Here is a 21,293-nt window from a genome sequence, read left to right as displayed (position 1 = left end):
GCAGGCGCGTCACCGCGGGGCCGGCCTGATCATGGCGAAGGGGGCGCCGTGCGGGTCGGCGACCACGGTCATCCGGCCGGCCGTCATGTCGAACGGCGGGGCGAGGACCGTGCCGCCGCGCTTGACGAGCGCGTCCACCGTGGAGTCCACGTCGTCGACCGCGAAGTACGTCAGCCAGTGGGGCGGGGTGCCCGGCGGGTCCTCGGCCAGCCGGGTGGCGCCGCCGACCGTGCGGCCGCCGACCCGCAGCTCCCAGTAGGAGTCCGTGCCCTCCATCGGCATGATCTCGATGCCGAACGCCTCGCCGTAGAAGCCGGTGGCGGCGGGCACGTCGCTGGTGTGCAGCTCGTTCCAGATCAGCGCGCCGGGCTCGTTGACCACCCCGGCGCCGAAGAACTCGCCGGGCTGCCAGACGCCGAAGACCGCGCCCTGCGGATCGGCGGCGATCAGCATCCGGCCGAGCCCGCCGACGTCCGTCACCGGGACGAGCAGCGTGCCGCCCGCGGAGACGATCGCGTCCTGGGTGGCCTGAGCGTCCGTCGTGGCCAGGTAGCACGTCCACACGGTGGGCGGCTGCGGCGCCCCCTCGGGCGCGTGCTGCGGGGCGATGCCGGCGACGGGCCTGCCGTGCAGCTCGCACACCGCGTAACCGCCGTACTCGGCCGGGCCCACCTGGCCCTGCCAGCCCAGCAGGTCGCGGTAGAAGTCCAGCGCGGCCTGCTGGTCGGGCGTCATCAGATCGACCCAGCACGGGGTGCCGGTCGGGTACGGCTCGGTGACTTCGGGCATCTCTCGCACTCCCTCGCTGGGGCCGCCGGGCCAGGGGCCACTCTGCTCACCATCGTGTCGCCGAACCCGGTCCCCCGCCTCTCGTGGGCGGGAGGACGACGACGGGCCCCCGTCCGATTCGAGGACGGGGGCCCGTTCGGGTGTGGCGTGGCGGTCAGGAGCCGACGAAGAGGACCAGCAGCAGCCAGACCACCGGGGCCGTGGGCAGCAGGGAGTCCAGCCGGTCCATGATGCCGCCGTGACCGGGCAGCAGCGTGCCCATGTCCTTGATGCCCAGATCGCGCTTGATCATGGACTCGCCGAGGTCGCCCAGGGTGGCGCTGGCCGCGACCGCGAGACCCAGCAGCAGACCCTGCCACCAGCTGCCGCCGTCGATCAGGAACTGCATGCACAGCGCGCCCGCGACCATCGAGAACAGCACCGCGCCGAACAGACCCTCCCGGGTCTTGCCGGGGCTGATCCGCGGGGCGAGCTTGTGTTTGCCGAAGCGCCAGCCGACGGCATACGCGCCGGTGTCGCTGACCACGGTGAGGATCAGGAAGGTCAGGACCCGCCAGGGGCCGTCGTCGGCGGTCAGCAGCAGCGCGACGAACGTGGCCAGGAACGGCACGTAGAACGCCGCGAAGACACCGGCCGTGACGTCCTTGAGGTAGCCCTCGGGTGGCTCCGTCATCCGCCAGACCAGGACCGCGAGCGCGGTGAGCGCCATGGCGACCCAGGCGCCCTCGGCGCCGCGCACATAGCCGGCGACCACCATCGCCGCGCCGCCGACCGCGAGCGGCACGAGCGGCGCCTTGATCTCCTTGCGCTCCTGGAGCCTGCTGGTCAGCTCCCACAGGCCGACGACGACCGCGACCGCGATCACGCCGACGAAGACGGCCTTGACGATGAACAGCGACGCGATGATCACCACGCCGAGCCCGACGCCGACCCCTATGGCCGCGCTCAGGTCCCGGCCCGCGCTCTTCTTCTGCGGCGCCGGCGGCTGCTGCTGCGGGGCGTCGGGCATGGGCTCCGGATTCTGGATCGGGCTCGGGGCCGGGGGCGGCTGGGGCGTCCCGTACGGGGGCTGACGCGTGCCGTAGGGGGCCCCGGGGTCGCCGTGCGGCTGCTGCCGCGGCTCGTACGCCGGCTGCGCTCCCGGCGGGGACTGCGTCCCGTGGGGGTCGTACGGCTGCGGCGGTGCCGACGGGTGCGGGGTGCCGTACCCGGGCTGCTGCTCGTACGGCGGCTGCGTCCCGTAGGGGGGCTCCGCGCCGTACTGCGGTGGTGTTCCGTACTGCGGCTGCGGTTCGTCCCGGAACAAGGGACCGCTCAGCCGAGCGGCCCCCCGGTCGTCGTCCTGGTCTCCGCCATACGCGGGTACGTCGGGCACGATGGGCATGGGGCGCGTCTGCTGCGCCTCGGGCGCATCGTACGCGGGACCCGCCGGGGCGGCCCCGCCCTGGACGGGCCCACCGTCGGTGGGCCCCCAGTAGTCGGCCTGCCCCGCCGTCGGCGGCGCCCCCCAGGAAGAGTCGCTCATCAGACTTCGAGCAGCTCCGCTTCCTTGTGCTTGAGGAGCTCGTCCACCTGGGCGACGTACTTCGCCGTCAGGTCGTCGAGCTCCTTCTCCGCACGGCGGACCTCGTCCTCGCCGGTCTCCTTGTCCTTGACCATCTTGTCGAGAGCGTCCTTGGCCTTGCGGCGCACGGAGCGGATCGAGACCTTCGCGTCCTCGCCCTTGGTCTTGGCGACCTTGATGTACTCGCGGCGGCGCTCCTCGGTCAGCTCGGGGAACACCACTCGGATGATGTTGCCGTCGTTGCTGGGGTTGACGCCCAGGTCGGAGTCGCGGATCGCCTGCTCGATGTTGCGCAGCGCGCTCTTGTCGAACGGCGTGACGACCGCCATCCGCGGCTCCGGCACGGAGAACGAGGCCAGCTGGTTGATCGGCGTCAGGGCACCGTAGTAGTCGGCCACGATCTTGTTGAACATCGCCGGGTGCGCACGGCCGGTGCGGATCGCGGCGAAGTCCTCCTTGGCGACCACGACGGCCTTCTCCATCTTCTCCTCGGCCTCGAGGAGGGTCTCTTCGATCACCACTTGCTCCTGCGTGTCTTGAGTAAGGCCCGGCTGCGGTTCCTCGGTGGTTCGGCGGCCGGCTGCGTCGCGTCTTCTTCCTGCACGGTTCCCGACCGGCAGGACATTGTCCATCCCCCGGCCAAGGTGCGTCCCGTCCGTCCCTCGGACAGGTGCCGTACCCGGGCGACGGGGGGCGTGCCGGTCAGTCCCGGCTGCCCTGGTCACCCACCAGCGTGCCGATCTTCTCACCCTTGACGGCACGGGCGATATTGCCCTCCGCGAGAAGCTCGAAGACGAGGATCGGGAGCCTGTTGTCGCGGCACAGCGTGATGGCGGTGGCGTCGGCGACCTTCAGGTCCCGGGTGATGACCTCGCCGTAGCCGAGGGCGTCGAACTTGACGGCGTCGGGGTTGGTCTTGGGGTCGGAGTCGTAGACCCCGTCCACACCGTTCTTGCCCATGAGCAGCGCCTCGGCGTCGATCTCCAGGGCGCGCTGGGCGGCGGTGGTGTCGGTGGAGAAGTAGGGCATGCCCATACCGGCGCCGAAGATGACCACGCGGCCCTTCTCCAGGTGGCGCACGGCGCGCAGCGGGATGTACGGCTCGGCGACCTGGCCCATGGTGATGGCGGTCTGGACCCGGGACTGGATGCCCTCCTTCTCCAGGAAGTCCTGGAGGGCGAGGCAGTTCATCACGGTGCCGAGCATGCCCATGTAGTCGGAGCGGGCGCGGTCCATGCCGCGCTGCTGGAGTTCGGCGCCGCGGAAGAAGTTGCCGCCGCCGATGACGACCGCGATCTGCGCGCCGTCCCGCACCACGGCCGCGATCTCGCGGGCGATCTTGTGCACCACGTCCGGGTCGACGCCCAGGCCGCCACCGCCGGAGAAGGCCTCTCCGGACAGCTTCAGCAGAAACCGGCCGCGTACTTTGCCGTCGTCGCTCTTCTGGGCCTTGTCGGTCATGGGAGATCCCGCCTCTTTCACGTGTTGCACATACGAAGAAGGCCATTGCCGGTGGGGTCGCTTTTCGCTCCCATACGCGGCAATGGCCTCCTCGTCAGATCTGCTGCCGTCCGCCTCGCACCCGGGTGTGGCGGTGTGCGCGGGCGGCTGCTGTCGACCCTATCGGGATTTCTCCGCGGGTCGCGCGCCGATCGCGGTACGGACTCAGATGCCGACCTTGATGCGCGTGAAGCGCTTCAGGGTGACACCGGCCTCTTCCAGCACCTTCTGGACCGACTTCTTGTTGTCCAGCGCGTACGGCTGGCCGAGCAGCGTGGCGTCCTTGAAGAAGCCGTTGAGGCGACCCTCGACGATCTTCGGCAGGGCGGCCTCGGGCTTGCCCTCGGCGCGGGTCGTCTCCTCGGCGATGCGACGCTCGGACTCGACGACCTCGGCCGGGACGTCCTCCTTGGAGAGGTACTTCGGGGCGAACGCGGCGATGTGCTGCGCGACACCCTTGGCGATCTCGGCGTTCGGCTTGTCCAGCTCGACCAGGACACCGATCTGCGGGGGCAGGTCGGGCATGGTGCGGTGCATGTAGGCGGTGACGTAGCCGTCGGAGAACTGCGCGAAGCGGTCCAGGACGATCTTCTCGCCGAGGTTGGCGTTGGCCTCGTCCACGAACGCCTGGACGGTCTTGCCGGCCTCGATCTCGGAGGCGAGCAGGGCCTCCAGGTCGGCCGGGGAGGTCTTGGCGACGTGCTCGGCGATGGCCTTGGCCACGGCCTGGAACTTCTCGCCCTTGGCGACGAAGTCCGTCTCGCACTTCAGCTCGACCAGGACACCGGAGGAGTTGTCGTCGGCGATGATGGAGACCACGGCGCCGTTCTCGGCGGAGCGGCCCTCGCGCTTGGCGACGCCCTTCTGGCCCTTGATGCGAAGCGCCTCGACGGCCTTGTCGACGTTGCCCTCGGCCTCGTCCAGCGCCTTCTTGCAGTCCATCATGCCGGCGCCGGTGAGCTCACGGAGCTTCTTGACGTCGGCGGCGGTGTAGTTCGCCATGAGTCTGTGAGTCTTTCTCGAAGTCTGGGAGATCTTCAGGTCGGTACGGTGTGCGTTCCGCATGTGGACGCGGACCGCGTACGTCCTGCCGACCTACGGGTGAACAGCGGGGGCGGACTTGATGGCACCGCCCCCACTGTCGAACGCTGACGCGGCAGGTCAGGCCTGCTCGGCCTCGGCGGCCTTCTCGTCCTCGGCCGGGGCGGCCTCGGCGGCCGGCGCCTCGGCGGCGGGGGCCTCGGCAGCGGGGGCCTCGGCGGCGGGGGCCTCGTCCTTCTTCTCACCCTCGAGCAGGTCGCGCTCCCACTCGGCGAGCGGCTCGCCCGCGGCCTTCTCGCCCTTGTCACCGGCGGCCACGCCGGAACGGGCGATGAGGCCCTCGGCGACGGCGTCGGCGATCACACGGGTGAGCAGGGTGACGGAGCGGATCGCGTCGTCGTTGCCCGGGATCTTGTAGTCGACCTCGTCGGGGTCGCAGTTGGTGTCGAGGATCGCGACGACCGGGATGTTCAGCTTCCGGGCCTCGCCGACGGCGATGTGCTCCTTCTTGGTGTCCACGATCCAGACGGCGCTCGGCACCTTCTGCATCTCGCGGATACCGCCGAGGGTCTTCTCCAGCTTCGCCTTCTCGCGGGAGAGGACCAGCAGCTCCTTCTTGGTCAGACCGGAGGCCGCGACGTCCTCGAAGTCGATCTGCTCCAGCTCCTTGAGGCGCTGCAGACGCTTGTAGACGGTCGAGAAGTTGGTGAGCATGCCGCCCAGCCAGCGCTGGTTGACGTAGGGCATGCCGACGCGGGTGGCCTGCTCGGCGATGGCCTCCTGCGCCTGCTTCTTCGTGCCGACGAACATGACCGTGCCGCCGTGGGCGACGGTCTCCTTGACGAACTCGTAGGCGCGGTCGATGTACGACAGCGACTGGAGCAGGTCGATGATGTAGATGCCGTTGCGCTCGGTGAAGATGAAGCGCTTCATCTTCGGGTTCCAACGACGGGTCTGGTGACCGAAGTGGACGCCGCTCTCCAGCAGCTCCCGCATCGTGACGACGGCCATGGCCGTATCTCCTTGAGTTTCTCGGTTGTGCCGCGTCCGCCGGACGGCGGTCGCGCCTGACGCCCGTGCGCGCCGTGCCGCGAAGGACCGAGAGGCGCTTGGTACGAACCGTTTCCGGATGCCGTACCGGGGCGTGCGAAGTCGACCCGGTGACCCGGATCGCCAGAAGAAGTGTACGGGACCGCCGGACCACCGGGTGACGCCACTGTCCACAACCCGCGAGTAGCACACAGGCGACGGGTCCGGGCGGCGGGGGTGCGCCACGGTGGGGGCATGCGACGAGTTCTGGCCCGCGTGGCGCTGTGCCCCGCCCTGCTCATGGTGTCCGTCCTGCTCGCCCCGGGTCCTTCGGCCCGGGCGCAGCCCCCGGCCGCCCCGGACCCGCCGGCGGACGTGCCTGCGATCGCGCGCCTGTGGCCGGTGGGATCGCGGCCTCCGGTCCTGCGCGGCTGGCAGCCTCCGGCGACGCCGTACGGCCCCGGCCACCGGGGCGTCGACCTCGCGGCCGGCGCCGGTTCCCCGGTGCGCGCGGTGGCACCCGGCCGGGTGTCCTTCGCGGGGCGGGTGGCCGGACGGGGCGTGGTGGCGGTGGAGCTGGCCGGCACGGACCTGCGCACGACGTACGAGCCGGTGGGGGCGTCGGTGCGCGAGGGGGACGAGGTGGCGGCGGGCGAGGTGATCGGGACGGTGGAGGCGACGGGGTCGCACTGCGGCGCGTCGGCCTGCGTCCACTGGGGACTGCTCAGGGACGGGACCTATCTGAACCCCTTGTCGCTGCTCCCGCCGTGGCTGCTGGGGCGGGGGCCGTCGAGGCTGCTGCCGGTCCTCACCGCCTGAGCCGGGGCCTTCACCGCCCGACCCAAGCCGTTCCACCGCCTGATCGCGCCGCCTTCGGCCGTCTTCAGCCGCGTACGCCCCGCAGCACCATCGCCACCGCCGCGTCCGTGACCGCCGCCGGGTCCTCGGCCGCGCCCAGCTCGATGCGCCGTACCGCCGCGTCCACGACGCCCTGCACCAGCATCGCCGCCAGCCTCGGCTGCGCGTGGCCCAGCTCCCCCAGCGCCTCGACGATCATCGCGACGAGTTCCCCGTGCGCCGCCCGGATCTTCTCCCGCGCCCCGGCGTCCAGCTCGCTCGCGGAGATCGCCACGACCGCCCGGTGCCGCCGGTCCCCGACCAGGGCCAGCTGCCGGCGGACGTACGCCTCGACCTTGGCCTCGGGCGTCCCGGCCAGCTCCATGGCCGCGGCCACCTCCGCCGCCCACAGCGGGAAGTCGACCTCGCACAGCTCCTCGACCACGGCGGCCCGGGACCGGAAGTACTCGTACACCGAGGAACGCGCGAGCCCCGTCCGCTCGGCCAGCGCGGGGAAGGTCAGCGCCTCCGTCCCGCCCTCGGACAACAGGGAACGAGCCGCGTCCAGCAGGGCGGCTCGCTGCATCGACCGGTGCTCGGCCACGGAGGCCGCTCGAATCCTTGGCACGTCAACCACTTTAGGACGCCCCGCCCGAACGGGGGCCCGGTCAGCGCCCGAAGCTCGCCAGCTTGGCCCGCAACTGGAGCACCGACTTGGTGTGGATCTGGCTGACCCGGCTCTCGGTGACCCCGAGCACATTGCCGATCTCGGCGAGGGTGAGGCCCTCGTAGTAGTAGAGCGTGACGACGGTCTTCTCCCGCTCCGGCAGCGTGTTGATGGCGCGCGCGAGGAACCGTCGCAGCTCCCGGTCCTCGGCCACCTCCACGGGATTGTCCGCGGCGGTGTCCTCCAGCGTGTCCATGAGGCTCAGCCGGTCCCCGCCCTCGGCGCCGACGTGCAGCAGCTCCTCCAGGGCGACGACGTTGGCGAGCGACAACTGGCTGAAGACGGCGTGCAGTTCGTCGATCTCCATGCCCAGTTCGGCGGCCACCTCGCTCTCGGTGGGGGTGCGCCGCAGCCGGGCCTCCAGGGTGGCGTAGGCGCGCTCCACGTTGCGCGCCTTCTGCCGCACCGAGCGCGGGATCCAGTCCAGCGCCCGCAGCTCGTCGATCATGGCGCCGCGGATCCGGGTGATCGCGTACGTCTCGAACTTGATCTCCCGGTCGATGTCGAACTTCTCGATCGCGTCGATCAGCCCGAACACCCCGGAGGAGACGAAGTCCGCCTGCTCGACGTTGGGCGGCAGGCCGACGCTCACCCGGCCCGCCACGTATTTCACGAGCGGCGAGTAGTGCAGGATCAGCTGCTCCCGCAGCCGGTCGTCCCCCGTCGCCTTGTACGACCGCCACAGCTCGTCGAGCGTCGAGGGAGCGGGCGGCCGCACGCTGCCACCGTCGCGGGCGGCTGGGGGGATCGCCGCCCGGTCGGACCCGGAGGTGTGCTGGGGCATTCGTCGCCTTGTGCCGTTCTGCCGTGAAGTGCCGAGAAGTGCCGTGACTGTGCGTGGGTGCGGGGTCGTGGCCCGGAGGGGCCGGCTGGGTGAGCTGTCGGTCTGATGTCGAGTTGATGCGGTCTGTGGAGGCGTTTTCGTGAGCGTAGCGTGACTGGGGAGTCGCGGTGTGCGAACGGCGAGGCACCACCCCTGCGCGCGGTCCCGGCGACCACCTCGCCGCCACGCTCCGCAGCTCGCTCTGTGTGATGGCCGAGGGGCATCAACTCCGGGAAACCCCAAGGGTGTCGGGCGTTCCCCCGGACGGCCGAACACGCTCGGTCAGCATGGGGGACGACCCGCGCGGGCCGAGATCATCGCCTGGCGTGTCAACTTCCAGCCGTCGCCATGTCGTTCGACGTATCCAAGTGCTCGGAGTTCGTACAGTCTGGCGATCGCCTCGTCCGGCGTGGTGCCGGCGCCCAGGGCGATCTCCCCGGCGGGGGCCGTGCGGTCCCCGGGCAGGGCGGCGAGAACGGTCCGGGCGGCCGGGGCCAGCAGGTCCCGGGGCAGCACCGGGCCGGTGCGCGGGGGGGCCAGCTCACCCATGTCGCCCACCAGCTCGGCCACCTCGGCGGCATCGGTGACCAGGGCGGCCTCGCCGCGCAGCAGTTCGTGCACCCCGGCGGAGAGTGCGCTGGTGACCGGGCCCGGGACGCCCATGGTGTGGCGGCCCAGACGCTGGGCGGCGCGCGCGGTGGCCAGGGAGCCGCTGCGGCAGGCGGCCTCCACCACGACGGTGCCCCTGGTCAGGGCGGCGATCACCCGGTTGCGCAGGATGAACCGGCTGGGTGTCGGATGGTCGCCCGGGGGCAGCTCGCCGACGACCAGGCCCTGCGCCGCGATCCGCTCGATCAGGGCGGTGTGGCCGCGGGGGTAGGGCCGGTCGACGCCGCTGGCCAGGACGGCGACGGTGGCGCCGCCTGCGGCGAGGGCGCCGCGGTGGGCGGCGGCGTCGATGCCGTAGGCACCGCCGGAGACGACGACCCAGCCGCGTTCGGCGAGGCCGGCGGCGAGGGTGGCGGCGACATGCGTGCCGTACGCGGTGCAGGCCCGTGCGCCGACCACGGCGACCGATCTCAGCGCCCATATCCGCAGGCTGGGCCGGCCGCGGACCCAGAGCCCGAGGGGCCGGGCGTCGGCGAGGTCGTCCAGCTGCCCGGGCCACTCCGGGTCTCCCGGCACCACGAAGCGCGCGCCCGCCGCCCGGGCCGCCGCGAGATCGCGCTCCAGCTCGGCCCGGCCGGCCCGCGCCACCAGCCCGGCCCACCGCACCGCGCCGACGCCCGGGAGCGCCGCGCCGCCTTCCCTGAGCCGCCGCACCACCTCTCCCACCCCCAGCTCGCGCACCCACCGCCCGCCGGCCTCGTCCCCCGGCTCGATCACCCGCGTGAGGAACATCCGCCCGAGCGTCTCCTCGTCCGGCTCCCTGCCCGGGGCCCGGTCGGCCCCGCTCATGCCGGCGCGCCGATGGCCATCGGGACCCCTCGGGGGACGCCGGTGCGCAGATGCAGGGCGAGGGCCACGTCGGACGCGTCCGGGCGGTCGTGTCCCACGAGGTCGGCCACCGTCCAGGCGACGCGCAGCACCCGGTCGATGCCGCGGGCCGTGAGCAGGCCGCGCTCCAGGCTGCGCTCCGCCTCGTCCATCGCGCCGGCGACGGCCTGGAAGCGGCCGCGCAGCTCCCTGCCGGGCACCTCGCCGTTGGTCCGCCAGGGCGTGCCGGCGAGACGGGCGGCCGCCCGCTCCCGGGCCTGCCGCACCCGGTCGGCGACGGCCGCCGTGGACTCGCCGCGGGCGCCCGGCGCGGTCAGCTGGGCCCTGGTGACCGGATCGACCTCGACGCGCAGGTCCACCCGGTCGAGCAGCGGACCGGAGAGCCGGGCCTGGTAGCGGCGGATCGCCGAGGGAGGGCACTCGCACAGGGCGTCGCGCTGGGAGAAACGGCCGCAGGGGCAGGGGTTGGCGGCCAGCACCATCAGGAAACGCGCCGGGAAGCGGACCACGCCCGCGCTGCGCGCGATCACCACGTGCCCGGACTCCAGCGGCTGCCGCAGCGCGTCCAGGGTCTGGCCGTGGAACTCGGGTGCCTCGTCCAGGAAGAGCACGCCGCGATGGGCGAGGGAGACCGCACCCGGGCGGGCGACGCCGGGGCCGCCGCCCACGAGGGACTGCATCGTGGCCGAGTGGTGCGGGGCGCAGTAGGGGGCGACGTCGATGAGCGGTTTGCCCGGTGGCAGCAGTCCGGCCACCGAGTGCACCGCCGTGACCTCCAGGGACTCCTCCCGGGTGAGCCGCGGCAGGACGGCGGGCAGCCGTTCGGCGAGCATCGTCTTGCCCGCGCCCGGCGGTCCCTCCAGGAACAGGTGGTGCCCGCCCGCGGCGGCCACCTCCACGGCCGTACGGGCGGAGGTCTGGCCGATCACGTCGGCCAGGTCGTGCTCGCCTTCGTGCTGGGCGGCGCCGAGGCTGTGCATGCCGGTGGCGGCGCCGGTGCCCGGTACCCGCAGTCCGGCCAGCAGCGGGTCGGGACGGCCCGGCTCGTCGGGCTCCTCCTCGGGGACCGGCTCCTCGGCGAGCACCGCGATGAGCCGGCGCAGGCTGCGGACGCCGAGCACCGACACCCCGGGGACCAGCGCGGCCTCCGCGGCGGCGCACTCCGGCACGACCACCTGCTCGTACCCCGCGTCGGCGGCGGCCAGCACGGCGGGCAGGATGCCGCGCACCGGGCGCACCCGGCCGTCCAGGCCCAGCTCGCCGATCATGACGATGTCGGCGAGGACCCGGGGGTCGATCCGTTCGGCGGCCCCGAGCACCGCGCAGGCCACGGCCAGGTCGAACCCGGAGCCGGCCTTCGGCACCGAGGCGGGGCTGAGGCCGACGGTGAGTTTCTTCTGCGGCCACTCGGCACCCGAGTTCACCACCGCCGCCCTGACCCGGTCGCGGCTCTCGGACAGGCTCTTGTCGGGCAGGCCGACCAGGGTGAACGCGGCCACGCCCGGTTCGAGGTCGGCCTGGACTTCCACGACCACGCCCTCGACGCCGACGAGGGCGACGGAGCAGGTGCGGGCGAACGCCATTCAGGCCACCCCCCGGGCGTGCTCGACCAGGGGCGCGCCGCGGCCGGGGACGAGGACGCCGACCAGGTCGATGCGGACGCCGCCCGGTGGGGCTCCGCCGTGGGCGTGGATCCAGCGTTCGGCCAGGTCGCGCAGTCGGGCGGCCTTCTCGGGGGTCACCGCGGCCATGGGATGTTCGTAGCGGCCGCCCGCGCGGGTCTTGACCTCGCAGACGACCAGGACCTCGCCGTCCCGTGCCACGATGTCGATCTCGCCCCTGCGGCCGGCGCGCCAGTTGCGCGCCAGGACCGTCATCCCGGCCTCGGTCAGCCGGCGGGCGGCCAGGTTCTCTCCGTACCTGCCGATCGCTTCGCGTGCGTTCATGTCGGCACCACCTCCGGCGCCAACGGTCACGCATCCCGGCCCGGCGAGTGGATCTTGGTGGACTACCGGGCGGTTGTGGAAAACCCCGTCACCCCGACGGGTGACGGGACGAGAAGCCGCAGGTCATCAGCCGCCCGGCAGCTCCAGGTCGCTCTTGTTCAGCTCCTCGATGTTCACGTCCTTGAACGTGAGCACGCGCACCTGCTTGACGAAGCGGGCCGGCCGGTACATGTCCCAGACCCAGGCGTCCGCCATCGACACCTCGAAGAACACCTCGCCCTGGACCGAGTGCACCTGCATCTCGTAGTCGTTGGTGAGGTAGAAACGCCGTTCCGTCTCGATCACGAATTTGAAGAGACCGACGACGTCTCGGTACTCCCGGTAGAGCTTCAGCTCCATCTCGGTCTCGTACTTCTCGAGGTCCTCGGCGCTCATGGCATGTTCCCCTTCAGCCGTGCGATCCCCCCATTGTGCGCCAGTTCCACCGGCCCTCAGACGATTTCGGTGTCAAGGGTCACGGGGCCGGCCGGGGGACCCTCGTCGAGCAGCGTGCGCAGCAGCTCGGCGAGTCTGGTCGGATACACCGTCTCATGTGCCCGGGTCAGTTCCTGGCACGTCCACCAACGCGCTCCGACGACGCTGCGCCGTTCCAGTTCGGTCAGGCCCGTCGCCGCGGTCGCGGTCTGGGTGGTACGGGCCAGGTAGTACCACTCGTCCTGGTCCCAGCGGCGGCCCGCGAACGGGAAGGAGCAGCGGCGCCGCCACAGCACCGGGCCGAGGTCGACCTCGGTGATGCCGGTTTCCTCGGCGAGTTCCCGCAGCGCCGCCTCGGCGCGGGTCTCGGCTCCCTCCACGCCGCCGCCGGGGGTGAACCACCAGTCGTCGGCGGGGTCGTCGGGCTCGTGGCCGTGCAGCAGGAGGATGCGGTCGTGGGGGTCGAGGAGGACCACGCGGGCGACCTTGCGCAGGCCGCCCTCGCGGGGCTGTTCGGGTGCGGTCTCAGCGGACACCGGCCGCCTCCGTGCCGGTGGCGCGGGCCCGGGAGCGGCCCGCGCGCTTGGCGATCGGGCCGTAGGCGCCGCCGCCGAGGACCAGGACGGCGCCGGCGACGATCAGCAGCCCGATGGTGCTCAGCGGGCCCGGCTGGGAGAGCGGGCCGAGCGCCTCGAAGCCGGTGGGGCGGCCCAGCATGCCCTTCCAGGGCCAGACGACGGCGTCCACCCGGGCCTTCACCGCGTCGGCGGCGACGGTGCCCTTGGCGGCGTCCGTGAGGTGGGCGGTGGAGTCCAGGGAGCCCTGGCGTTCGTCGCCGAGCAGGAAGAGGCGGCCGCGGGGGACGGTCACGGTCGGGAAGTTCTGGTTCTCGGCCAGAGTGCCCTTGGGCAGGTACGGCTCCTGGATCTGCTTGCCGTTGACGGTCAGCTTGCCGTCCGTGCAGCAGGAGACGGTGTCGCCGCCGACCGCCACCACGCGCTTGACCACGAGGGAGCCGGTGACCCAGCTGTTGTCGCGGAAGACGACCACGTCACCGCGGCGCACCTCGCCGCCGTCCACGCGCTCGGCGAGCACGCGGTCACCGGCGTCGATGGTGGGGGTCATGGAGCTGGTGGGCACGGTGTACGGCCGGTAGGCGACGGCCGCCCAGCCGAAGCCGCCGAGGAACAGCACCAGGCCCAGGGCCACGGCCACCCCGGACAGCCGCTGCCCGAGCCGGCTGCCGCCGGCCGGTGCCGTCCCGGTGCCGCCGCTGTGCGGGGCCGTACGCGTCGTGCTCTCGCCACCCATGGACCCGCACCCTACCTGCCGGTACCGAGCGAGGTCAGCCCCTCCTTCACCAGCCGGGGCAGAGCTTTCCCGGAGCTTCACACGGGGGCCGGGTCCAGGGCGGCGACGGGGTCAGCGCCGTCCGCTCGTCGCCTTGGACAGGGCGTCGGACCGCAGCCGGTCGGCACGCCGGCGCCGCCAGATCACGACCGGTGCGACGGCCGCGACGGCGATGCCCTCGGGGGCGACCGTCAGGGAGGCGGCCGAGGAGGACTGCTGGTTGTTCAGGCCGGGCTGGTCGAAGGTGTCCGGGACGGGCAGGGTGCCCCAGCGGTTGATGGGCCAGGCCTTGACGATGGCGCGGCCGACGACCTTGTTCACGGGCACGAAGCCGTGGTTCTTGTCGTTCTGGTTGTAGCGCGAGTCGCGGGAGTTCTGGCGGTGGTCGCCCATCACCCAGATGAAGCCCTTGGGGACCTTCACCTTGAACTGGCCGCCCTGGTCGTCCATGCTGCACGGCGTGTTGCCGGGGTAGACGTACGGCTCGTTCAGCGCCTTGCCGTTGACCAGCAGCGGGCCCGAGTTCTTGCACTCGATGGTGTCGCCGCCGACGCCGATCACCCGCTTGATCAGGTCCTTCTCATTGGCCGACGGCATCAGCCCGATCCAGCTGAGGACCTTCTGCACCGCGTTGGGGTTCGGCGCGGGCTCGCCCTCCAGCCAGTTGTCGGGGTCGTGGAAGACGACGACCTCGCCGCGCTCGGGCTTGGAGCCGAACCACGGCGTCAGCTTGTCGACCAGCACCCGGTCGCCCACCTGGAGGGTGTTCTCCATGGAGGCCGAGGGGATCGAGAACGCCTGCACCAGGAACGTCTTGATCAGCAGCGCAAGGACCAGCGCGATGACGATCAGGATCGGCAGCTCCTTCCAGAAGGAGCGCGGCTTGGGCGGCGGCGCGGACTCGCCCGCGCCGCCGCCCCGTTCGTCACGCGGCATGCCGTCGTCTCCCGCCGTCGCGTCGTTCCCGGTGGTCATGGCGCCGTCCGGGTCCGAGCCGTTCGCCGCCGCGGGGTCTCCGCGGTGCTCCTCGCCGTCGTGTCCCGACCGTGCGCCAACCGCCACATCCCCCACGCCAACTCCTTACTCCGTGCCGCCGCCCGCGCCACAGACGGCGCAGGCCCACCACTCCCATAACGAGCGGGAGTTCCGCAGGGGTCGGGAGCCGGGTCATTCCGTTCGGATTCTCGTGGTCAACCCTATGCGACGGGGGCCGGGCCGCAGCGGTCCCCGTCCCGGCCCGGCCAACGCTTGCAAAGGTTTTAGGTTCCTCCAGGCGCGTCCAGTGGCCGACCGGCCAGCCGATCCACATGGCCCGGCCGACCACCGAGTCCACCGAGACCGTTCCGCCGAACGGGGAGTCCCGGTGGAAGCGGGAGTCGGCGGAGTAGGCGCGGTGGTCGCCCATCACCCACAGCCGGCCCTTGGGGACGGTGACGTCGAAGGGCGTGGCGGAGGGCGCGTTGCCCGGGTAGAGGTAGTCCTTCTCGTCGAGCGGGACGCCGTTGACGGTGATGCGGCCCTTGGCGTCGCAGCACTTCACATGGTCGCCGCCGACCCCGATGACCCGTTTGATCAGGTCTTTCTCGTTGTCGGACGGGAGCAGCCCGATGAAGCTCAGGCCTTCCTTGAGCTGTTTGAGGACGACCGGGTCGGACGTGGCCTTGGTCTGTTCGCCGTCCAGCCAGCCGCCCGGGTCGCGGAAGACCACGACGTCCCCGCGGTGCGGCTCGGCGCCGAACCAGGGGGTGAGCTTGTCGACCAGGACGCGGTCGCCGATCCGGATCGTCTGCTCCATGGAGCCGGACGGGATCACGAACGCCTGGACCAGGAAGGTCTTCAGGACCAGGGCGATGAGGACCGCGACCCCCACCAGGAGGGGGATCTCCCGCACGGCCGAGCGCCTGCGCTTGCGTTTGACCTTGCGCTGGAGCTTGCGCCGTTCGGCGCGGCTGCGGCCGCCGGGCGCCGAGGTGCGGCGGGTCCCGCCGGACGCGGACGCACGGCCCTTGGCGGGCCGCCGGCGGCCCGCGGGGGCGCCGGAACCGGCACGCGGTCTGGCCCGGCTACCCATGGGCGCCACCCGCCGCGGCGGGCACGCGCGCGTAGGCGGACGGCCGGGTCAGATGGGTCCAGTGGCGGTACGGCCAGATGATCCAGTCGGCCCGGCCGATGACGTCGCCGACGGGGATCATGCCGCCGCCGGGCGAGCCGAGGTGGTCGCGGGAGTCACTGGAGTCGCTGCGGTGGTCACCGAGGACGAAGAGGGTGCCGGGCGGCACCACGATGTCGAAGGGCACGCTGGAGGCGCTGTCCCCGGGGTAGAGGAACGCAGACTCGTCGACCGCGCGGCCGTTCACCTCGATCCTCCCCTGCCTGGTGCAGCAGACCACGTGGTCCCCGCCCACCCCGACGACGCGTTTGATGTAGTCGCCGTCCCCGAAATACCCGGTTCCGTCGAACACAATCACGTCCCCGCGACCGGGCCCGGCACCGAATCGGTAGACGAGCTTGTTGACAAGGACGCGGTCGCCGATCCGCAGCCCCTGCTCCATGGATCCGCTGGGGATCTGGAAGGGCTGCACCACGAAGGTGCTCAGCAGGAGCAGGAACGCCAGGCAGGCGAAGAGGGTGAGGGTGACACGGCCGCCGGGCAGCCACTCGACGATCCGCGTCGGCAACGAGGAACGCGACCGCTCCTCCGGACCCGGGGATTCCGGGAGGGAGGGGCGGTCGCGTTCCGTCGGCTGTGCTTCGGTGTCCATCGGGGCGAGATGTTATCCGTCCCCGCTGTGACTCCGGGGAAGCGCTCAGCTCTCGCGCTTCTCCTTGATCTTCGCGGCCTTGCCGCGCAGCTCACGGAGGTAGTACAGCTTGGCGCGGCGCACGTCACCACGGGTGACCAGCTCGATCTTCTCGACGATCGGGGTGTGCACCGGGAAGGTGCGCTCGACGCCGACGGAGAACGAGACCTTGCGGACCGTGAAGGTCTCGCGGACACCGGAGCCCTGGCGACGGATCACCACGCCCTTGAACTGCTGCACACGGGAGCGGTTGCCCTCGATGACGCGGACGTGCACGTTGACGGTGTCACCCGGGCGGAAGGCCGGGATGTCGCTGCGCAGCGACGCGGCGTCGACGGTGTCGAGCAGGTGAGACATTTCGTCTGCTTTCTTCGCTGATGCCACAGGTCATCAACGGGAGGTAGATGTACAGGAGGTCGTCGTGCGGGTCGGTACGCGCGTCGTGTCCCCCTGTGGCAGGGGCGCACGCCGGACGGGCGCACAACAGCGGCCTATTCTTCCATGCCGCCGGCCCGGCGCCAAAATCGGCCGTACGGGTGGCCGTCCGGGTCCGGTTCCCAGCCCAGGATGGACAGCATCTCGCGGTCCTTCTTGTCGAACGCCTTGGGATCGCAGCGTTCGATCAGGTCGGGCCGGTTGAGGGTGGTGCGCCGCAGGGCCTCGTCGCGGCGCCAGCGGGCGATCTTCCCATGGTGGCCGCTGAGCAGCACCTCCGGGATGTCCCGGTCGCGCCAGACGGGCGGCTTGGTGTAGACGGGGCCTTCCAGCAGGTTGGCCATGGCGCCGGGGGCGAAGGAGTCGTCGCGGTGGGACTCGGCGTTGCCGAGGACACCGGGCAGCAGCCGGGCGACGGCCTCGGTGACGACGAGGACGGCCGCCTCGCCGCCGGCCAGGACGTAGTCCCCGATGGAGACCTCGTACACGGGCATCCGGGTGGCGTACTCGTCGAAGACCCGGCGGTCGATGCCCTCGTAGCGGGCCGGGGTGAAGATCAGCCAGGGCCGCTCGGAGAGTTCCACGGCCAGTTCCTGGGTGAAGGGGCGGCCGCTGGGGGTGGGCACGATCAGCGCGGGCGCGTGGGCGCCGCTCTCGTAGCCGTCGGCGAGGACGGTGTCCAGGGCCTCGCCCCAGGGCTCGGTCTTCATGACCATGCCGGGGCCGCCGCCGTACGGCGTGTCGTCGACCGTGTTGTGCCGGTCGTACGTCCATCCCCGCAGGTCGTGGACGTGCACCGCGAGCTGTCCGCGGTGCCGGGCCTTGCCGACGAGGGAGACGTTCAGGGGGTCCAGGTACTCGGGGAAGATCGTGACGACGTCGAGGCGCATCACGACTCGTCCCCCGGCGCGCCGGACTCGTCCGCCGGCTCGCGGCTCGACGCGATCTCGGCGCGGTCGTCGATCAGACCGGGCGGGGGCGTGATGACGGCCCGCTGCTCCTCCAGGTCGATCTCGGTGACGATCTCCTCCACGAAGGGGATCATGACCTCGGTGCCGTCCGGGCGCTCGACGATGAACAGGTCCTGCGAGGGCAGGTGCGAGATCTCGGTGATCCGGCCGACCTCCGTGCCGTCCTCGGTGACCACGTCGAGGTCCATGAGCTGGTGGTCGTAGTACTCGTCCTCGCCCTCGGGCAGCTCCTCGGGGTCCACCTCGGCGATCAGCAGGGTGTTGCGCAGGGCCTCGGCGCCGTTGCGGTCGGTGACGCCCTCGAAGCGCAGGAGCAGACGGCCGCTGTGCACGCGGCCCGTCTCGATGGTCAGCGGCCCCGCGGAGGCGGGATCCGTGGCGAGTACGGCGCCGGGGGCGAGTCTGAGCTCCGGCTCGTCGGTACGTACCTCGACGGTGACCTCGCCCTTGATGCCATGGGCACGGCCGACCCGTGCGACTACCAGCTGCACCTGTCCAATTCTCCTGTCGTCTCCTGCGTGTGTCCTGCTCATACGACTCGGGCCGGGGACGGCCGAGTGGCCCTCCCCGGCCCGAGCCGGTTGCTTTGAAGCGTCAGCGGACGTTGTCCACGTCGACCAGGTCGACGCGGACACCGCGACCGCCGATGGCGCCCACGACGGTACGCAGAGCGCGCGCGGTACGGCCGTTGCGGCCGATCACCTTGCCGAGGTCGTCCGGGTGGACCCGGACCTCCAGCACGCGCCCGCGGCGCAGGTTGCGCGAGGCGACCTGCACATCGTCAGGGTTGTCGACGATGCCCTTCACGAGGTGCTCAAGCGCCTCTTCGAGCATGCTGCTCAGGCCTCGGTCGACTCGGACTCAGCCGCGGCCTCGTCCTTCTTCTCAGCCTTCTTCTTCTGGGTGATGGCCTCACCCTTGGCCTCGTCGTCACCGCCGAGGGCCTCGAACGACGGACGGGCCGGCTTGGGCTCGGCGACGAGCAGCGGCGCGGGAGCCGGCTCGCCCTTGAACTTCTGCCAGTCGCCGGTCTTCTTCAGGATGGCGAGGACGGGCTCGGTCGGCTGGGCGCCGACGCCGAGCCAGTACGCCACACGCTCGGCGTCCACCTCGATGACCGACGGGTTGTAGGTCGGGTGGTACTTGCCGATCTCCTCGATGGCCCGGCCGTCACGGCGGGTACGGGAGTCGGCGACGACGATGCGGTAGTGAGGCGAACGGATCTTGCCCAGACGCTTCAGCTTGATCTTGACTGCCACGGGAGTGGGTTCTCCTGGATTTGACGTGGTAGGGCACGGCGAGCTGCCGCGTGGGGTTGCGGTACCCGAGTGCCCGATGGACGCGTCAGCCGGAGGAGAGAGGGGTCCTGTGCGGCTGTCGAGTACAGCTAGCCATTGTGCCATACCCGGCGGGTCGCTCCCGGCCGCGGGGGTGGGCCGCGGCCGGGCAGGCGCGCAGGGCCCCGCGCCCCGCCGGCCTGGGGCCGCCGACGGGACGCGGGTGGGGGTCGTGGTGTGGGGTCCGGCACCCACGAGATGCCGGGGACGACGGGGTCAGGCCGCGCCGGCGATCTCGGGGATGCGGAACGGTTTGCCGCAGCCGCCGCAGACGATGGGGGCCTGGGCGAGAACCGAGGGGACCACGCGGACGTTGCGGCCGCAGTCGCAGACGGCCTTGACGCGGACGCCTCCGCCGGAGGAGCCGTGCCGGGCGGCCGGGCCCCGGAAGGTACGGGAGGTGTCCTCCGTGGTCGCCGCCGAGTGCGCCTTCAGGGCGCGCTGGAGGCGTTCGATGGTCGGGCGGTAGCGCCGCTTCGCCTCGGGGTTGAGCGTGACCAGGGAGAAGCCGCTGCTGGGATGCGGCTCCTCCGGGTGGTCGAGGCCCAACTCCTCGGCGATCGCGAGGAACCGGCGGTTGTGGTAGCGGCCGGCCCGGGAGGTGTCGCGGACCCCGCGCGCGGCGGCGATGCCGTGGACTGCCTCATGGAGCAGCCGTTCGAAGGAGAGTTCGTGCCCGCACGCGGACGACGACTCCCCGATCAGGGACTCTGGCGCGGCAAGGTCCGGCAGCTCGGGGTGGTACCGCTGAATGTCGGCCCACGCCTGTGCCAGCTCTGCGGCGAGAACAGGTGGTGTCTGTGTCGTGCTCACGTAATGACAACGAGCGGAGGGCACGCTGTGTTCCTATTCCGGGGCATCCCAAATAATTTGCACGTACCCGTCAGTTGCCGCTGATGCGTCCTGACGAGGGCGGGTGCGCTGATCTGCGGAGAAGCCTCACAGCTCCTCCCAAGCCGGTGCGTAGACGGCACTACGATCCGACCAGTACGCCCTGTCGCGGCGATGGTCGGCGGATGCGCAAGGGGCGATTCGGCCGCTCTTGACGCCACGTCGCACCTCGGTCAGCGCTCGTGACGGTCGCGACGTTACCGTGCGCGACCGCACCCCCCGGCACCGGCCCGTCCTCCGGCGTGCACACCGTAGGGCCGCCCGGGTTGCCGGGATGTGAATTCTCGCCACACCCGTGCCGTGCGCCCAAGCGATCCCCACGCCCCCTGGACGGGGCCGCGTGCCCGCAGTTACCTGGCATGTGGAAAGTGCGCACGCACGGACACGGGGACCACACGCGATCCGGCACAGCGGCGAACCGTCGACGGATGGGAGCGCTTGTCCATGACAGCTTCGCTCGTGCGGCACCGTCCGCCGCACGCGGACACCGAGAACCGGCAGAGCGCCCGCGCGCGGGACTGGGCCGAGATCCAGGAGCGGATGCTCGTACCGCTCCACGAGGCCGTCCACGAACGGCTCGACGTCGGCCCGGCCAGCCGCCTGCTGGGCCTGCGCTGCGGCTCCGGGCTCGCCCTGCTGCCGGCCGTGGCGCGCGGCGCCGCGGTCACCGGCGTCGACTCCTGCCCCGAACTGCTCGCCCTGGCCCGCGAACGGCTGCTGCCCGCCGACCGGGACGGCGGGGGCGCACGGGCGCAGCTCTGGGCGCGTCTCCCGCGCGCGACGGAGCGCGCCCCGTTCACCCTCGTGACCCTCTTCGAGCCCCTGCGCCGGCCCGCGGACGGCTCCGAGGAGCCCGGCCGGCTGCTGGCCGGCGCGCTGCCGCTCGCCGCCCGGGGGGCCGCCGTGGTACTGGTCGGCTGGGGTCCGCCGGAACGCTGTGCCACCTCCTCGGTGCTGCGGGTGGCGGCGAAACTGGCCGATCCTTTGCGCAGGGCGGACGGCTGGCGCCCGGCCGGCCGGGACGACCTGGAGGAGACCGCCCGGCGGGCGGGGCTGCGGCCCGACGGCTCCGGTCGGGTCTCCTGCCCCTTCGGGTACGCCGACCCGGACAGCGCGGTCCGCGGACTGCTCGCCACGGGACTGTTCGACGCGGCGGCCCGGGCGACCGGCGCCGAACAGGTCGACAAGGAGCTGGCCGAGGCCCTGCACACCTACCGCCGCCCGGACGGCACCGTCCGGATGCCCAACGTCTTCCGCTATCTGATCGCCCGCGTGCCCTGA

25 protein-coding genes are annotated in these 21,293 nt (G+C 71.9%); 2 read left to right on the top strand and 23 right to left on the bottom strand.

Annotated features, from left to right (window positions below; translation table 11 throughout):
* Nucleotides 1-9: 9 nt before the first annotated feature.
* The 6 genes from ACSP97_RS25500 to rpsB all read right to left on the bottom strand — a co-directional run bounded on the left by ACSP97_RS25500 (nt 10) and on the right by rpsB (nt 5,905).
* Nucleotides 10-789 (bottom strand): VOC family protein, encoded by a 780-nt coding sequence (locus tag ACSP97_RS25500; RefSeq protein WP_440554401.1) that lies wholly within the window; start codon nt 787-789, stop codon nt 10-12.
* Between the two features lie 154 nt (nt 790-943).
* Complete coding sequence (locus ACSP97_RS25495) at nt 944-2,173, bottom strand: phosphatidate cytidylyltransferase (protein WP_355152472.1); 1,230 nt, start codon at nt 2,171-2,173, stop codon at nt 944-946.
* Nucleotides 2,174-2,313: 140 nt separating this feature from the next.
* On the bottom strand, nt 2,314-2,871 hold the full coding sequence (frr, locus tag ACSP97_RS25490) for a ribosome recycling factor (protein ID WP_070022353.1): 558 nt from the start codon (nt 2,869-2,871) through the stop codon (nt 2,314-2,316).
* A 184-nt stretch (nt 2,872-3,055) separates the two neighbouring features.
* A complete protein-coding gene (gene pyrH / locus ACSP97_RS25485) occupies nt 3,056-3,814 on the bottom strand; it encodes a UMP kinase (RefSeq protein ID WP_070022275.1) in 759 nt (252 codons plus the stop codon).
* A 204-nt stretch (nt 3,815-4,018) separates the two neighbouring features.
* Nucleotides 4,019-4,855, bottom strand: a complete 837-nt coding sequence (gene tsf / locus ACSP97_RS25480) for a translation elongation factor Ts (protein ID WP_070022276.1) — start codon at nt 4,853-4,855, stop codon at nt 4,019-4,021.
* 159 nt (nt 4,856-5,014) lie between these two features.
* Entirely contained in the window at nt 5,015-5,905 is an 891-nt protein-coding gene (rpsB, locus tag ACSP97_RS25475) for a 30S ribosomal protein S2 (RefSeq protein WP_440554398.1), read from the bottom strand.
* 273 nt (nt 5,906-6,178) lie between these two features.
* Here rpsB and ACSP97_RS25470 point away from each other — a divergent pair, with 273 nt between their 5' ends.
* Nucleotides 6,179-6,742: a murein hydrolase activator EnvC family protein gene (locus ACSP97_RS25470; RefSeq protein ID WP_382075452.1), complete on the top strand. Its 564-nt coding sequence runs from the start codon at nt 6,179-6,181 to the stop codon at nt 6,740-6,742.
* 64 nt (nt 6,743-6,806) lie between these two features.
* On the opposite strand, the gene ACSP97_RS25465 is transcribed toward ACSP97_RS25470, so the two are convergent.
* The 17 genes from ACSP97_RS25465 to ACSP97_RS25385 form a co-directional block, all read right to left on the bottom strand.
* The gene (locus ACSP97_RS25465) at nt 6,807-7,364 is read right to left on the bottom strand and encodes a TetR/AcrR family transcriptional regulator (protein WP_355325502.1); all 558 of its coding nucleotides are present in this window, start codon (nt 7,362-7,364) and stop codon (nt 6,807-6,809) included.
* Nucleotides 7,365-7,428: 64 nt separating this feature from the next.
* On the bottom strand, nt 7,429-8,271 hold the full coding sequence (gene whiG / locus ACSP97_RS25460; RefSeq protein ID WP_355152331.1) for an RNA polymerase sigma factor WhiG: 843 nt from the start codon (nt 8,269-8,271) through the stop codon (nt 7,429-7,431).
* 321 nt (nt 8,272-8,592) lie between these two features.
* Nucleotides 8,593-9,768, bottom strand: coding sequence for a DNA-processing protein DprA (gene dprA, locus ACSP97_RS25455; RefSeq protein ID WP_440554395.1), 1,176 nt, complete (start codon nt 9,766-9,768; stop codon nt 8,593-8,595).
* Nucleotides 9,765-11,390, bottom strand: a complete 1,626-nt coding sequence (locus ACSP97_RS25450) for a YifB family Mg chelatase-like AAA ATPase (RefSeq protein ID WP_355152329.1) — start codon at nt 11,388-11,390, stop codon at nt 9,765-9,767. The genes dprA and ACSP97_RS25450 overlap by 4 nt, the downstream gene beginning before the upstream one ends.
* The gene (locus ACSP97_RS25445) at nt 11,391-11,753 is read right to left on the bottom strand and encodes a YraN family protein (RefSeq protein WP_070022283.1); all 363 of its coding nucleotides are present in this window, start codon (nt 11,751-11,753) and stop codon (nt 11,391-11,393) included.
* Nucleotides 11,754-11,879: 126 nt separating this feature from the next.
* Nucleotides 11,880-12,188: a DUF2469 domain-containing protein gene (locus ACSP97_RS25440; RefSeq protein WP_043444228.1), complete on the bottom strand. Its 309-nt coding sequence runs from the start codon at nt 12,186-12,188 to the stop codon at nt 11,880-11,882.
* Nucleotides 12,189-12,244: 56 nt separating this feature from the next.
* A complete protein-coding gene (locus tag ACSP97_RS25435; RefSeq protein WP_355152328.1) occupies nt 12,245-12,763 on the bottom strand; it encodes an NUDIX hydrolase in 519 nt (172 codons plus the stop codon).
* Nucleotides 12,753-13,538 carry a signal peptidase I gene (lepB, locus tag ACSP97_RS25430; protein ID WP_355528876.1) on the bottom strand — a complete coding sequence of 262 codons (786 nt, stop codon included), beginning with the start codon at nt 13,536-13,538 and terminating at the stop codon, nt 12,753-12,755. Before lepB (ACSP97_RS25430) ends, ACSP97_RS25435 begins: the two co-directional genes overlap by 11 nt.
* Before the next feature lie 111 nt (nt 13,539-13,649).
* Complete coding sequence (gene lepB, locus ACSP97_RS25425; RefSeq protein ID WP_355528873.1) at nt 13,650-14,513, bottom strand: signal peptidase I; 864 nt, start codon at nt 14,511-14,513, stop codon at nt 13,650-13,652.
* Nucleotides 14,503-15,648, bottom strand: a complete 1,146-nt coding sequence (gene lepB, locus ACSP97_RS25420; protein WP_440554391.1) for a signal peptidase I — start codon at nt 15,646-15,648, stop codon at nt 14,503-14,505. The genes lepB (ACSP97_RS25425) and lepB (ACSP97_RS25420) overlap by 11 nt, the downstream gene beginning before the upstream one ends.
* The gene (gene lepB / locus ACSP97_RS25415) at nt 15,641-16,339 is read right to left on the bottom strand and encodes a signal peptidase I (protein ID WP_382014423.1); all 699 of its coding nucleotides are present in this window, start codon (nt 16,337-16,339) and stop codon (nt 15,641-15,643) included. Before lepB (ACSP97_RS25415) ends, lepB (ACSP97_RS25420) begins: the two co-directional genes overlap by 8 nt.
* 45 nt (nt 16,340-16,384) lie before the next feature.
* Nucleotides 16,385-16,735, bottom strand: coding sequence for a 50S ribosomal protein L19 (rplS, locus tag ACSP97_RS25410; RefSeq protein WP_070022289.1), 351 nt, complete (start codon nt 16,733-16,735; stop codon nt 16,385-16,387).
* A gap of 134 nt (nt 16,736-16,869) precedes the next feature.
* Nucleotides 16,870-17,703 (bottom strand): tRNA (guanosine(37)-N1)-methyltransferase TrmD, encoded by an 834-nt coding sequence (trmD, locus tag ACSP97_RS25405; RefSeq protein WP_358273667.1) that lies wholly within the window; start codon nt 17,701-17,703, stop codon nt 16,870-16,872.
* Nucleotides 17,703-18,275 (bottom strand): ribosome maturation factor RimM, encoded by a 573-nt coding sequence (gene rimM, locus ACSP97_RS25400; protein WP_355151542.1) that lies wholly within the window; start codon nt 18,273-18,275, stop codon nt 17,703-17,705. Before rimM ends, trmD begins: the two co-directional genes overlap by 1 nt.
* Nucleotides 18,276-18,378: 103 nt before the next feature.
* Nucleotides 18,379-18,618 (bottom strand): RNA-binding protein, encoded by a 240-nt coding sequence (locus tag ACSP97_RS25395; protein ID WP_029385578.1) that lies wholly within the window; start codon nt 18,616-18,618, stop codon nt 18,379-18,381.
* Nucleotides 18,619-18,623: 5 nt separating this feature from the next.
* The gene (gene rpsP / locus ACSP97_RS25390) at nt 18,624-19,043 is read right to left on the bottom strand and encodes a 30S ribosomal protein S16 (protein ID WP_070022292.1); all 420 of its coding nucleotides are present in this window, start codon (nt 19,041-19,043) and stop codon (nt 18,624-18,626) included.
* 294 nt (nt 19,044-19,337) lie between these two features.
* Nucleotides 19,338-19,934, bottom strand: a complete 597-nt coding sequence (locus ACSP97_RS25385; RefSeq protein ID WP_070022293.1) for a hypothetical protein — start codon at nt 19,932-19,934, stop codon at nt 19,338-19,340.
* 522 nt (nt 19,935-20,456) lie between these two features.
* On the opposite strand from ACSP97_RS25385, the gene ACSP97_RS25380 reads away from it, so the two are divergent.
* Nucleotides 20,457-21,293, top strand: coding sequence for an SAM-dependent methyltransferase (locus ACSP97_RS25380; RefSeq protein ID WP_440554387.1), 837 nt, complete (start codon nt 20,457-20,459; stop codon nt 21,291-21,293).

Origin of the sequence: Streptomyces sp. SCPE 10 (assembly GCF_051980735.1) — a bacterium.
Taxonomy (GTDB): Bacteria; Actinomycetota; Actinomycetes; order Streptomycetales; family Streptomycetaceae; genus Streptomyces; species Streptomyces misionensis.
Note: the sequence above shows the minus strand (reverse complement) of the source record. Positions and strands in the feature narration are given on the sequence as shown.